The following is a 13,421-nucleotide window of genomic DNA, read 5'->3' on the forward strand; positions in this document are numbered from 1 at the left end:
CGATGATCCCCCCTCCCCCGAATACGTGCCGTGGCGCGGTGGCTGCGGGCCGGGTTCGATCAACACCGCCATCGAGGATGGCCGCCCCGTCTGCATCCGCCGCGTGGACCGCGCGGACGAGGCGCTGATGCGCGCAGGGATAGAGCGGATGTCGCCCCACTCGCGCTACTTGCGGTTCTTCTCCGGCATGCGCACCCCGCCCGACTGGGTGATCGACCGCCTGCTCGACGCGGACGGGGTGATGCACCTAGCCTGGGGCGCGCTCGACCTGTCGGAAGACCCGCCGCGCTCCGCCATCGGTGCCGTCCACGCCTTTCGCGACGAGGAGGATCCGGAATGCGCGGAGTTCTCCGTCGCCATCATCGACGATTTCCACGGCCTCGGCCTCGGCAAGCTGCTGACGGCGACGATCCTGCTCGACGCGCGCGAGGAAGGGATCACGCGCTTCCATGTCGAAACGCTGAGCGAAAACCGCAGCGCGACGCAGTTCACGCGGATGCTGGGCGGCGTGGGGAGCGGGACGGTCGACGCCTCGCGCGGCTGGGTGCTGGAAATCGACGAGGCACTGGAGCGATTGCGGCAACAGGCCGACCCGCCCGGCATCGCGCACGTTTTTGCGGCCTTCGACGGCTAGGCCCGCTCGCTCGCCAACAGTCCGTACACCGCCACATCGCGAAGCCCTGCGTGGGTCGTCTCATGCTCGCGGAACAACGCCTCGCGCGTGAAGCCGAGCCGTTCGAGCAGGTGGATGGAGGGGGTGTTGTCCATGTCCACCTCGGCGGTGAGCTTGCGCAGGCCGCTTGCGAACAGGTGATCTACGAGCGCCGCAGTGCATTCGCGCGCCACGCCCCCGCCCTGTCGGTCCATGCAGGTGACGTAGCCGATCTCCTCGATACCGTCCTCATGCGCAGGCACGGCGACGAAGCGCCCCGCAACGCGTCCCTCCGCATCCTCTGCGATCCAGGTGCGCCCGTTCCAGTCCGGCTCAGCCAGCCAGCCCCACAGCTCTTCTTGGGAGGTGAAGGCCGGGCGAGTCAGGTAGAGGCACTGCGCCTCATCCGCGAAGGTCGGGAATAGCGCAGCGGTGTCCTCGCGCTTCAGCGGGCGCAGGGTGAAACGGTCGGTACGCAGGGTCTCGACGTCGCGCATGGACTGAGCCAGCGCGGCGATCAGGCCGTCAGGAAGGCGACCAGCGCCTTGACCTTCTTGGTCCGCCATTGCGGGGTCGGAGCGACCAGCCAGTAGGCGCGTGTGCCCGGCTCGGGCCCGTCGAGAACCTCAAGCTGGCCCGCCTCGATCGCTTCCTTGGCGAGCAATTCGGGCAGGATCGCCTTGCCCAGCCCCGCCATCGCGCCCGAAAGCGCCTGTCCGGCATTGCTGACGGTGACGTGCGCAACAGTGCCGTCCTGCAAGGGCAGGCCCCAGTCGATCCACTTGTCCGGCGCACCGGGGGCAGCCACGGTCACGCGGCGAGCCGCCGCAAGTTCGACGCCCTGCAGATCGCCCGGCCCATCGACCAGCCGGATGGCGCAGTCGAGATTGGCCTCGGTAAAATCGGCGTTTTCGTCAGCGACGAAGGTGAACTTGATGTCGGGGTTCGCTTCGGCAAATTTCGCCAGCCGCGGCGCGAGCCACTGGGCGTAGAATTCGCGCGGGCAGGCGACCGTGTAATTGTCGCTAGCCTGGCCCGCCTGCATGGCGGAGACGCTTTCCTCGAACTTGAGGAAGCCCTCGCGCAGCGCGTCGAGCCCCGCCGAACCTTCCTGCGTCAGCTCCAGCCCCTTGCTGGTGCGCCGGAACAGGACGGTGCCGAGGTGGTCTTCGAGCGCGCGGATCTGCTGGCCCACGGCCGCAGGCGTCACCGCCAGCTCGTCCGCAGCGCGGGTAAAGCTCAGGTGACGGGCTGCGGCGTCATAGACGCGCAATGCGTTGAGAGGCAGGTGCGTGCGCTTCATGGTTCCACGCGTTTAGCAATGTTGCGCCGCAAAACAAGATTGCGGCAAGACTATGTCCCGAAGTGCGTCAGAGCGCGCCTTCGAGCCACTGCTTGAGCTGGCCCTTGGGTGCCGCGCCGCGCATCTGTGCCGCCGGCTGGCCATCCTTGAACAGGACCAGGTAAGGGATCGACTGAACGCCCATCTGTCCGGGCACGCCGGTATTTTCCATGATGTCCATCTTGGCGATGGTGACCTGGTCGGCCATTTCTTCGGAAAGTTCTTCCAGCGCCGGAGCGATCATCTTGCACGGCCCGCACCATTCGGCCCAGAAATCCACGAGAACGGGCTTGTCGCTGTCGAGGACGTCTTTCTGGAAGCCTTCGTCGGTTACGTTGATGGTGGCCATGGGATATCTCCTGAATTCGTGTCTGCCGCCGATGTGGGGCGGCTTGGTCGATTACTCAACGGGCGGCAAGGCAAAGCTTTCCTGCCGATCCGGAAACGCGGTCTTGTAAGGCGCGAGCGCCGCCGCGGGCAAGGCGATCAATTGCGGCGTCTGGGTATAGAGCACCGCCGCCTCTACCGCCCTGCCCGGATAGATCGCTTCCAGCGCCGCGACATAGGCAGCCATCTGGCGCATCGTCGTTTCCGGAACCGCATCGAGCGAGGCAGGAGGGCGGCGCGCGGTCTTGAAATCGACCACGGTGACCTTCTCTGCCGTCACCAGCAGCCTGTCGGCAGTGCCCATCACGACCTGGCCCTGAACCGTTGCGGCAAGCGGTATTTCCGCAAGCGCATCGGGACCGAAGATCGACGTGAACTCGGGCGTGTCGAGAACGGCGCGCGCACGTTCGTACATTTCGCGCCGCTCCGTCTCGGCCAGCTCGGGTGTCTGGCGGGCCAGCCAGTCCAGCGCTCTCGCCTCCCTCTCGCCCTGCGGCACTTCGGGAAGACGTTCCAGCAAGGCATGGATCAGCACACCGCGCCGTGCGGCTCCGGCGGCAATTTCCGGAGGAAGCGGCGGATCGCTGCCTTCGACTTCGCCAAGCCCGGACGGGGCAAGCGGACGCGGCGGTCGCGGCTCCGGCCCTACGGGAGCCGATGCCCAGCCCGGCAATTCCACTTCGGAAGCACGACGCGCCGACACGTCGGGGAGCCTTGCATCGCTTAGGGTGCCCCATTCGTAGCGGGCGTCCCACAAGTCGTCCGCAAGCGCGTCATCCGGAAAAAGCGGCTTGAGCCGGGCGTACCAGCTGTCCTCGTGCGGACCGTTCTTCGCATCGCGCGGGCCGAGCGATCCGCCGACGAACAGCGCCTCTTCCGCGCGGGTCATCGCGACATAAAGCAGCCGCCAATGCTCCTCCAGGGCGGCGGACGAAGCGACGTCCTCTGCCTCGCGCAGGGGGCCAACCTTCTCGTCCTTCTTCAGGCCCGGGACGGGAACGGCAAATTTCCGCTCGCCGCCGAGCGGAGCATCTTCCAGCTCGAGATCGCCAGATCCGTCAGGGCCGATTGCGGCGTCGGCAAGGATTACGATGGGTGCCTGCAAGCCCTTCGATCCGTGCACGGTCATCACGCGCACCTGGTCGCCGCCCTCGCCTGCCTCGCGCTTGATCTCGCCTTCGCCAGCATCGAACCAGCGGATGAAGCCCTGAAGGCTCGCGACGTGGCTTGCGGCATAGGCGTTGGCGGCGTTGAGCAGCTCGTCGATAGGGTCGTTTGCCTCGCGCCCGAGCCGCGACACGAGCTTGCGCCGACCATCCATAGGTCCGACGAGGATCCAGTGCAGCAATTGCTGCGGCGTGTCGAAATCGGCGCGGCGCAGGATTTCGCGCAATGCGTCGAGTGCCTGGACGATCATCGGGTCCTCGCTGCGGCGCAAATGCTCCCACAGGCGCACGCCCTTGTCGCGGTAGCCGTGCTTCAGGAGATCGTCCTGCGACCAGCCGACCAGCGGTGAGACGAGCAGGCTCGCAAGGGTTAGATCGTCCAGCGGCTGAGCGGCAAAACGGATCGCCGCCATCAGGTCCTTGACTGCCAGCGGATTGCCTAGCCGCAACCGGTCGACCCCGGCCACCGGCACACCGTGGCGATAGAGCCGCGCTACGATCAGCGACGCGAGGTCGCGCCTCTTCCTGACGAGAACCATCACATCGCCGGGACCGGCGCGGCGAGGCGCGCCATCCTTCACCAGCGGGAAGCCTTCTTCCATCCAGCGCTTCACCTGGCGGGCAATACGGTCGGCCAGCTTTCGATCATGCTTGCCGAGCCAGCTTTCGTCTTCCTCGCCCTCTTCCATCCCGCTGTCGGCGTGGACAGTGTTCCAGAGTGTCACGAGACCGGGACGATCCTGCCCGTCGTGTTGTTCCGCCTCCCGATCGAGGCCCAGTTCGGCAGAGCCAATCGCCTTGATTGCCTCGTCCACGAAATCGAGGACGTTGTCTGCGGTGCGGAAACTCTGGCCGAGGCCGTATTGGCGCAAGTAACGCGGATCGGGCGCGTCGCGTGCGTCCTGCGCGGCATCGGCGGTGCGCCGCATTTTTTCCGCATAGCGATCGCGCGCCTCGGCGAAATTGCGCGGACTGGTACCCTGGAAGCCGAAGATCGCCTGCTTGAAGTCGCCCACGGTGAAGATCGTGCGGATCCGGTCCGAGCGCGCACCTTCACCGGAGAAGAAATCGTCCGTCAGCGCCTCGATGATTTGCCACTGGGCGCGGTTGGTATCCTGCGCCTCGTCGACGAGGATGTGGTCGAAACTACGATCGAGCTTGTAGCGGATCCAGTCGGCCACCGCGGCATCCGACAGCAGGTGTGCGGCGCGCTGGATCAAATCGTCGAAATCGACCAGTCCTTCACGCGCCTTGGCCTGTTCCCACCGCAGGGCGAAGGCGCGTCCTGCCTCCAGTTGCGGGGCGAGGGAATCCGCAAGGTTCAGCAAGGCGCGGCGTTCGGCTACGTCCCGTATTGCTTCCGCGATCAACTCTTGCTTGCGCACGAAATCGGGATCGTTCTTCTCGGCACCTTTCATCGAGCGCGGCGCGCCGTCCCTCTTCAAAAGCGTGTCGAAGAAGCCGTCCAACGTCGACAGTCGATCTGCAGGATCGCGTTCGAGCCAAGCCGGTACGAAGTCGCGCACCTTGTCGGCCGCTTGCGCCTTCCAACCATCCATGGCCGGCAAGGTTGCCCGAAGGACTGAAACCGGGAAACTCTCGTCGCTGCACGCCTCGGTGACCCATTCGGGTCCGGCATCGGAAGGAACATCCAGGACGCGCCTTACCGCACCGGAGAGCTCTCCCTGCCATTGCGGCTGGTACCAGAGGTCGAGGAAACCGGTGCATTTCATCAGCCAGCCGCGCACGGCGTCTGCGCCCTTGCGGCGGCTCATCTCGCCGATTGCGGCAACGAAGCGGGGCTCGCCCTGTTCAAGTAGTTCGCCGAGCACCTCCCTGCTCAGGAGGTCGCGCTCGCGGTCCTCCATCGGCTGGCTACCGGGAAGGATTTCCGCCTCTGCCGGAAACGCGGCAAGCAGATATTGCGCGAAGGCGTGGATCGTATCGATCCTGAGGCCGCCGCCCGGGCAATCGAGCACCCGGGCGAAGAGCGAGCGTGCCCGTTCGCGCGTGCCCGGATCGCTCTTTGCGCCCAGATTGCCGAGTTCTTCCGCCAGCTGCGTGTCGCTCATGCGGACCCAGCGGGCTAGCACCTCGTTGACGCGCACGGCCATTTCGGCAGCGCCCGCCTTGGTGAATGTGAGGCACAGGATCTGCGAGGGATCGGCACCCGGCTCCAGCAGCAGGCGCAGCACACGCGCGGACAGGACCTGCGTCTTGCCGGTACCCGCGCTGGCCGACAGCCAGACGCTTTCCTGCGGGGCCACCGCGTCCATCTGGTGGCCCTTGAGGGGATAGACCTTGCCGCTCATGCCGCGCCGCCTTCCGCATCTTCTTCGGCGTCCATGTGAGGCAGCCATTCCTCAAGCCGCATCAGCTGGTCGTAGGTATCGTAGGCGGGGTAATCCGGGTTGAGCCGCGCGGTGAACGGCGCATCCCCCTTGATCCAGCGGTTGATCGCATCGGTCAGGTAGGCTTCGGACTTGGGCAGGAAATCCTCCGGCTCGATCCCGCTACGCTTGCTGCCGACCTTGAGCGGCGTTTCGACATAACCGAAGCCGAATTCATTGCTGTCCGATTTGGCCTTGCCGAGCGACCAGTATTCGAAGGCGCTCGCTTCGCCCGAAATGCCTTCGAAACCGCCCCGCCCGGCCATCATGCCGAGCAATCCGAGCTGCAACGCAAAGCCCTGTTCGACCATCTTGGAAGACGGGGGCGAACCGGTCTTGTAGTCGACGATCGCCAGGCTTCCGTCGGAGAGCCGGTCGAGGCGGTCGATCTTGCCGTGAACGCGCACGCCCTCGACGTGCATATCGCCCCAGGATTCCACTGCGACGACTTCGCGATCTTCGTAGCCGGCGATCTCGCTTTCCACCCATTCGAGCGCCTTTTCGAGACGCGGTTGCCACAGACCGCGCATCAGCGGGTGGACGTTGCGGTCGTCGAACACTGCGTCCATTACCTCGGCAATGGGCGGCTTGGGATCGGCACGATGCCAGCGCTCGAGGATTTCGTGCGCAACCGTGCCCTGCCACGCGGCAGAAGGCTCTGCATCGAGCGCGTCGAGGTCCTTCAGGCCGAGGATTTGCTGGGCGTAGAACTGGTAGGGATCGCCGCGCAGCCGGTCGAGCGCGGTGGCCGAGATCGCGACCTTGCGCTGATCTGCATCGGGCATGGGCTTGGGCCGCGGATAGACCCCGGCATCGGGAGCCCGCGACATGGCGCGCGCCAATTCGACGGCCTGCGTTTCCTCATGGCGTGGCAACTGGTCGCCAAGCAGCGCCTGGACGCGCAGGAGGAAACGGCTGGGAATAGCCGGACCGCCCTCGTCCCGTGCCGCGCGGCTGAGGACCACTTCAGGTGCACCAAGGGCGCCTGCAAGGTCGTGCGCGGACAGGCCGATCCGGAAATCGCCGCCCGGTACGCCGAGCGTCCGGAGCACCGGCGGGGCGAGCAGCGCATCGACGCTCCCGCGCGCCGGCCACACACCCTCGTTGAGGCCTGCGCAAATCACCAGATCGGCGCGGTTCATCCGCGCTTCGAGCAGGCCGAGCACCTGGACGCGCGCGTGACCGCCATAGGGCGGGCGGACCGCCACCTGCTCCATGGCATCCGACAAAAGCGCCGCTACATCGCGGGGCGCCACCATGAAGGCTGCCTCGCGCGCGTGGAGGCGAAATTCCTCCACGAAGGCCGACAGGCTGCGCCCGTCCTCTCGTGCCCACAAACGCTCGCCGCACAATCTTTCGGCGCTATCCGCCAGCGTGTCGATCAGCTCCGCAAGCAAGCAAGAAGCGTCATGGTCCCGCTCCACCAGAGGAGACAGAGCCGCCTCTGCCTGCGACCAGAATTCACCGACATTCTTGTGCGTTTCTGAAAGCTTGGCGACGATTTCGCTCACCGGTTCGAGGCCAGACTCCAGCCTCGGCCCGCGCAGTTCGCGCTCCACCCGACGCAGTTGGCGCAGCCAGACACCGCGCTCCATCTCGCCCTTGGCCAGCGGATGACCCAGCAGCGCCATCAGCGAAACCGACATGGCATTTTCAGCCATGACCTCCGCTGCCAGCAGGAAAGCGCGCCCCGCTGCCGTCTGGGATAGCGGGCGACCGGCGGAATCGTCGGCGACAATGTTCCAGCGTGCGAGATGGTGGACCACTCGCCGCGCCAGCGCCCGGTCGGGCGTCACGACGGCGACACGCTTTTCGGGTTCTTCCACGGCCTCGCGGACCAGCAATGCGACGGCCTGCGCCTCTTCTTCAGGATTGGCCGCCTGCATGACGCGAACCCCGGACAGGCGGCGCTTCTCGGAAGGTAGCGCCGCCCACACCTTGCTTCCCTCCGGAGGAAGGAAAAGCGCGCCGATGGCATGGCTGCGCTCCGGCGGAGCGGCGGTCATGCCCTTGCGGTGCCACGGCTGAACTTCCTCGCGCCGCACACCCATGCGGTTGAGCAGCAGCTTGAGGTGATACTGCGGGTGCGTAACCGCATCGTCCTTCGCGAACACGGTGTCGCCGGGCGACGGACGGTTGCCCGCCCTTCCCAGCTCGTCCCAGACCGCGGCATCCATGGTCAGGTCGAAATCGGGCAGGATTACCGCGCTCTGCGGCAGTTCGCTCACCACCCGCAGCAGCCTTGCAAGTGCAGGCGCTGCACTGGTGACGCCCGCAGCGACGATCGGCGCTGCCGGGGGATCTGCTTTCCAACCCTTCGCGGCGTGATCGAACAGGCGATTGCGCCTCGCTGCAGCGTCGAGCGAAGTATTTGCGTCGAGCCACGCCAGCCAGCGCGTCTGGACCCGTGCAAACAGACGCAGCGCTTTCTGCCAGTGCTCGGACAGGCTCGGATGGATCTCCAGCACTTTCTCGTCGAGCAATTGCTCCGGCCCCACATCCTCCACCAGCAGGCGGTCCATGGTGGCGCCGGTTTCCCGCGCAAGGCGCAGCAAGGTCGCACCCTTGGGCGCATCGTCGCCCATTTCTTCTGCAATGAGGCTCGCCAGCGCGAACATCCGGCGCTGCGGGTCAACGGCAGGCCTTATGTCGGCTGAGCGCAGCGGATCGAGCAGTGGCCCCAGGGCCTCGTCGAGATCGAGATCACCGACCACCACCATGCGCGGCATCAGGAGGCCCGGCCGCCCAAGCTCGCCCGCATGGCGAATGAAGGCTTCGGATACGGTGCGCCGGGCACGGCTGCTGGGCAAAAGCAGCGTCAGCCGGGCAAGGCCAAGCTCATCGTCTGAATATCGTGGGACCAACCCTGCCACCAGGGCGTCGGCAAAACCGCGGTGTGCGGCAATCGAGTAGACCTTCGGCTCTGGTGCGACCCTGCCTTCGTCAGCCACCCGTCAGTGCCTCTTCGGTAGGCCTGATGTGGTGCGGTGTGCCGACTTCGTACCATTGGCCAGTAAAGGCGACACCGTAGAGCCGGTCTTCGGCAATCGCGCGATCCCACAGGATATTGGTCGAGAACTTGCCTTCGGGCGCGTCGCGCAGCAGTCGGTGCGACACGAGCTGGATGCCCGTGTAGATAAATGGTGCGATCCGGTCGGGTCGCTTTCGCGCCAGGCGGCCCGCGCCGTCCATGTAGAAATCGCCCGTACCGTCGAAATTATGGGCCCGCGCATGGGTCACGACGAGGAGAAGTGCGTCCATCTTCTCCGGGTTCCATGCCTGCGAAAGGTCGAGAAAGGCGTTGCGGGGTCCGTCCAGCCAGATGCTGTCGGCGTTGCAGGCGAAGAACGGGTCAGGCAGCAGGCCTGCCGCGTTCGCCTTGATCATGCCGCCGCCTGTTTCAAGCAGTTCGGCGCGTTCGTCGGAAAAGGTCACGGCGGGCGCCTTGCGTCCTCCGATGTGCGCTTCGATGGATTCGGCGAGGTAGTGGACGTTCACGATCGCCTTCTCGATCCCCGCATCCTCGACCCGGTCCAGCGCCCGATCGATCAGCGGCTTGCCCGCAACGCGAACCATCGGCTTGGGCGTGGAAGCCGTGAGCGGTCGCATCCGTTTGCCGAGGCCGGCAGCCATCAGCATCGCGGTGTCGGAAACAAGGCCGCTCATGCGATCTTGCCGCCATGATTGGCACGGATGTCGTCGGGAATATTGGCGGCAAACCATTCGGCTACCGGTGCAAGCGCCTCGTGCTTCAAATCCCGCTCCATCGCTTCCCAGACGCGCGGGATCATCGTGAGATAGCGCGGCTTCGCATCGCGCTTGAACAGGCGCGTGAAGATGCCAACGATCTTGGCATTGCGCTGCGCTCCGAGACGGGCGTAGTCGGCCTCGAAATGCTCGTCCGCACTCGCAGCGAGGCGATATCTGTCGAGCATGGCCGTTTCGAGGTCGGTCGACACGTCGCGGCGTGCATCCTGTAGCAGGCTGACGAGATCGTAGGCCTTGTGGCCGACAAGCGCATCCTGGAAATCGATCAGGCCCTGCTCACCGCCCGACTTTCCGGGTTCCAGCAGCATGATGTTCTCCGCGTGATAATCGCGCAGGACGCTCACCCCGGGTTGCTGGCGTGCGAGCATCGGCGACAAGGCCTTGTCCCACGCTTCGCGCCACCCGTCCTCGTCGACCGTCAGGCCGGCAGCCGGACAGAACCATTCGACGAACAGGCCGGCTTCGCGCTGATAGACGGCCATGTCATAGGGCTCGAAAGGACCGGGCGGCAGCTTGTGCAGGTCCACCAGTGCATCGATGGCCTGCGCGTAGACCGCGTGCTCGTCCTGGGGATTGGCGTCGATCCATTCCTTCATTCGCTGGTCGCCGAAATCCTCTGTGAGGATCCAGCCCCTGTCCGCGCGTTCTGCCAGGATTGCCGGAGCACGCATGCCGTGTTCGGCCAGCCATTTCGCCACGTGGAGAAACGGCTTGGGGTCTTCCTCCGGCGGCGGCGCGTGCATCAGAATGGCGCTGCGACCACCCATGCGCAGGCGGAAATAGCGGCGGAAGCTGGCGTCGCCCACCAGCGGGGCGATTTCGGCGCCCTGCCATGCAGTGTCGCCAAGGAAGTCGTGAATGCCGTCGGGCAGCGTATCGCTCATGGCTTCCGGCTTTGCCAAGCTTCGCCTGCATTAACAACGGCCCTGCGCCCCTCACCCCCATTTTCTCCCACCGTTTGCAGCGTGATTTCGAGGCAGGTCGCCTCATGGGAAAATCCGCCTGCATGGTCGGGCCATTCGGCGAGCAGCGCGGCGCCCTCGCGGTAATCGTCGAGGCCGATCTCTTCGGCTTCGGACGGATGCTCCAGACGGTAGAAATCCGCATGAACGAGCGGCACGCGCAAATGATCGTAGGTCTCGACGATCGTGAAGGTCGGCGACGGCACCTCCCCTTCGTGACCCAGCGCCGAGATGATCGCGCGGGCGAGCGTGGTCTTGCCCGCGCCCAGCCCTCCCGACAGCGCCACGACATCGCCGGGCTGCAACTTCGCGGCGATCCTGGCGCCGAACACATCCATCGCGGCGAGATCGGGCAGGTCGACTATCACGGTAGCGTAATGACCGCGCTGGTCCCGGCGTTGCGCCGGCTCTGGATATCGAGCGTGCCGCCATGAGCCTCGACCAGTTGGCGCGCGAGCGGGATCCCGAGACCGTGGCGACGCTCGATGCCCTTACCGTCGGCGGACATGCGGATACCTTCGAGCGCGCGGGCCAGTTCATGCTGGCTCATCCCGCGCCCGGTATCATTGATCGCAATGCGATTGAGGCCGCGCTGCTTGGCGACATCGATCACGATCTTCCCGCCCTGCGGCGTATTATTGATCGCATTGTCGAGCAATTGTCCGAGCGCGCGCTGCAATTGCTGCTGGTCGGCATCGACCACCTTGTTCGCATTGCCCTTCAGATCGAGCGTCAGCCCACCGTCGAGGATCGCCTGTTCGCGCTTGCGCACGATGCGGGTCAGCAGCGGCAACAGTTCGACGCGCTGTTTGCGCAGCGGCATGAGGCCGGCCTCGGACTGCGACAGGTCGAGCACGTTTTCCACCTGCTCGGTCAGCTTGCCGACCGACTGGGTGATTGCAGCTACATACTCCGCGGCTTGCGGAGACAATTCACCGGCCAGCCCGCTTTCCAGCATCTCGGCGAAACCACCGATCGTGGTCAGCGGGGTGCGGAATTCGTAGCTCATATTGGCGAGGAAGCGGGTCATGACCGCATCGGCCTCTTCGAGCGCGCGATTGCGTTCCCGCAGTGCCTCTTCCGCCTGCTGCGAAGCGGTGACGTCGAGGACGGTAAGGAGGCCGTTGCCGTCCGGCAGCGGCACGCCGGCATAATCGAGCGTGCGACCGTCAGCGAGCTCGATCCGGCCTTCGCGGTTCTTGCGATCCAGCGTTGCGGATCGGATGGTCTGGCCGATCTGCGCAATCGCCTTGGGGTCGGCGAGCTGGCCCGCAATTGCCTCGAGCAATTCTTCGGCCTGCGGATGGTTGTCCAGAACTTCGCCATCGAGGCCCCACGCCTTGGGAAAGCCACGATTCCACAATTCGAGGTGTCCGTCAGGCGCGAAGACGGCAAGTGCTTCGAACAGGCTGTCGAAGGTCGCGGTTCGCGTGCGCAGCAGAGTGTCGCGCGTGGCGGAAAGGGCGAGCTGCTCGGTCCGGTCTTCCGCGATCATCACCAGTCCGCCGTCGGGAAGCGGCTGCGCGATGACGCGCAGGTGCGTTCCATCCGGCAGCGGCCAGGCCATTTCCTCCGGGTCGTCGCGCTGGAACCATTCGACCAGTTCGCCGCGCCATGCGGGGAAGTCACGCACTTCGGGAATACGGCCGTTCTCGCGCGCGACCATCAGCATCTGCTCGAAGCTGGTGCGCTCGTTCACCACGCCGGGCGGGAGCGAGAAGGTCCGGTGGAACGGCTGGTTCGCAAAGGTCATGCGGCGGCGCGCGTCGAACTGCGCCACGCCGATCGAGAGCTGGTCGAGCATCGAGCGCTGCGCTTCGCGGAAAGCGCGGAATTCGCGGGCCTGCTCTTCCATCTCCTCGATGTCGACGGCGTATCCGGCGATACCTTCGCCGACGAGCGGCAAATCAGTCACGCGGATCGTGCGACGCGCGTCCTTGATCGTGGCGGAGACGATCCGTTCGATCGGTTGGCGGCGATCGGCGGCCTGCTGCGCGACCTCTGCCGCAGTGCGCCCACCCACGCGCTCGACCAGTTCAACCTGTTCAGTCACGACTTGGTCGGCGCTTTCACCGCCCACCGCTTCGACATAGGCGCGGTTGACGAGGCGCAGGTGCATGTCGGCACCGCGGAACCACATCGGCATCGGCGCGGCTTCGATCAGGCCGACGAGCGCGCCGAAATCGTCGCGGGCGCGTGCCGCCTCTTCTTCCAGCCGGGCGAGTTCGTCTTCGGTCTCGGTAAAATCGAACACCCAGATCAGCGCAGCGCCGCTCGGCGAAACGGCGGGATCCGCCAAGGCGCCGCGCATGGCCAGCATCTTACCCGACCCGGGAGGCCGCAGGGAAAGCTTGAACGGCTTGGCCGTGCGCTGCGTGCGACGGACCAGGGTGGAGAGTTCCTCGATCTGTTCGTCGGAAAGGCCGGTGCCGTCTTCGCGTGCGAGTTCGCTGAGGTATTCGGGCACCCGCTCCAGACCGAGCCAGCGCGCCAGCCGGTCGGGCGCCTCAATCCGGCCGTCGGTCCGCACCGTCAGGGGAATGGCAGGCCCCTCCTCGACCATGCGCGCGAGGCGCAGGGCGGCCTTGCGATGGGCCTCGGCGGCCTGCGCCCGCGTCGTCGCGCGCAACATCAGCCACACGGCCGCGCCGGTCCAGACTGCCAGCAGCAGTCCGATCAGGGCCAGGAGGGTCGGCGAAACTTCCATCATTCGCCAGCTATGCGTGCAGCGGCGGGGATGCAATGCCCCGCCGC

Annotated in this window: 10 protein-coding genes; 1 reads left to right on the top strand and 9 read right to left on the bottom strand. The window is 65.8% G+C overall.

The genetic code is table 11. The annotated features are described in order from the left end of the window. Positions 1 to 25 precede the first annotated feature (25 nt). Positions 26 to 634 (top strand): GNAT family N-acetyltransferase, encoded by a 609-nt coding sequence (locus GRI34_RS05960; protein WP_325065189.1) that lies wholly within the window; start codon positions 26 to 28, stop codon positions 632 to 634. Here the strand turns inward: GRI34_RS05960 and GRI34_RS05965 are convergent. The 9 genes from GRI34_RS05965 to GRI34_RS06005 form a co-directional block, all read right to left on the bottom strand. Further along, positions 631 to 1,218 (bottom strand): GNAT family N-acetyltransferase, encoded by a 588-nt coding sequence (locus tag GRI34_RS05965; RefSeq protein WP_234028157.1) that lies wholly within the window; start codon positions 1,216 to 1,218, stop codon positions 631 to 633. The genes GRI34_RS05960 and GRI34_RS05965 overlap by 4 nt on opposite strands. Continuing rightward, positions 1,170 to 1,955 carry a LysR substrate-binding domain-containing protein gene (locus GRI34_RS05970; protein ID WP_090478850.1) on the bottom strand — a complete coding sequence of 262 codons (786 nt, stop codon included), beginning with the start codon at positions 1,953 to 1,955 and terminating at the stop codon, positions 1,170 to 1,172. Before GRI34_RS05970 ends, GRI34_RS05965 begins: the two co-directional genes overlap by 49 nt. 67 nt (positions 1,956 to 2,022) lie before the next feature. Continuing rightward, positions 2,023 to 2,343: a thioredoxin gene (trxA, locus tag GRI34_RS05975; protein ID WP_090478853.1), complete on the bottom strand. Its 321-nt coding sequence runs from the start codon at positions 2,341 to 2,343 to the stop codon at positions 2,023 to 2,025. Between the two features lie 51 nt (positions 2,344 to 2,394). Next, on the bottom strand, positions 2,395 to 5,859 hold the full coding sequence (gene addA, locus GRI34_RS05980; protein ID WP_160595157.1) for a double-strand break repair helicase AddA: 3,465 nt from the start codon (positions 5,857 to 5,859) through the stop codon (positions 2,395 to 2,397). Next, positions 5,856 to 8,888: a double-strand break repair protein AddB gene (addB, locus tag GRI34_RS05985; RefSeq protein WP_160595158.1), complete on the bottom strand. Its 3,033-nt coding sequence runs from the start codon at positions 8,886 to 8,888 to the stop codon at positions 5,856 to 5,858. The genes addA and addB overlap by 4 nt, the downstream gene beginning before the upstream one ends. After that, on the bottom strand, positions 8,881 to 9,603 hold the full coding sequence (locus tag GRI34_RS05990; RefSeq protein WP_160595159.1) for a nucleotidyltransferase family protein: 723 nt from the start codon (positions 9,601 to 9,603) through the stop codon (positions 8,881 to 8,883). Before GRI34_RS05990 ends, addB begins: the two co-directional genes overlap by 8 nt. Then, a complete protein-coding gene (locus tag GRI34_RS05995) occupies positions 9,600 to 10,589 on the bottom strand; it encodes an aminoglycoside phosphotransferase family protein (protein WP_160595160.1) in 990 nt (329 codons plus the stop codon). Before GRI34_RS05995 ends, GRI34_RS05990 begins: the two co-directional genes overlap by 4 nt. After that, on the bottom strand, positions 10,586 to 11,035 hold the full coding sequence (gene tsaE, locus GRI34_RS06000; protein ID WP_160595161.1) for a tRNA (adenosine(37)-N6)-threonylcarbamoyltransferase complex ATPase subunit type 1 TsaE: 450 nt from the start codon (positions 11,033 to 11,035) through the stop codon (positions 10,586 to 10,588). The genes GRI34_RS05995 and tsaE overlap by 4 nt, the downstream gene beginning before the upstream one ends. Next, positions 11,032 to 13,374 (bottom strand): PAS domain-containing sensor histidine kinase, encoded by a 2,343-nt coding sequence (locus GRI34_RS06005; protein ID WP_160595162.1) that lies wholly within the window; start codon positions 13,372 to 13,374, stop codon positions 11,032 to 11,034. Before GRI34_RS06005 ends, tsaE begins: the two co-directional genes overlap by 4 nt. Positions 13,375 to 13,421 lie beyond the last annotated feature (47 nt).

The organism is Qipengyuania aquimaris (assembly GCF_009827445.1).
Taxonomy (GTDB): domain Bacteria; phylum Pseudomonadota; class Alphaproteobacteria; order Sphingomonadales; family Sphingomonadaceae; genus Qipengyuania; species Qipengyuania aquimaris.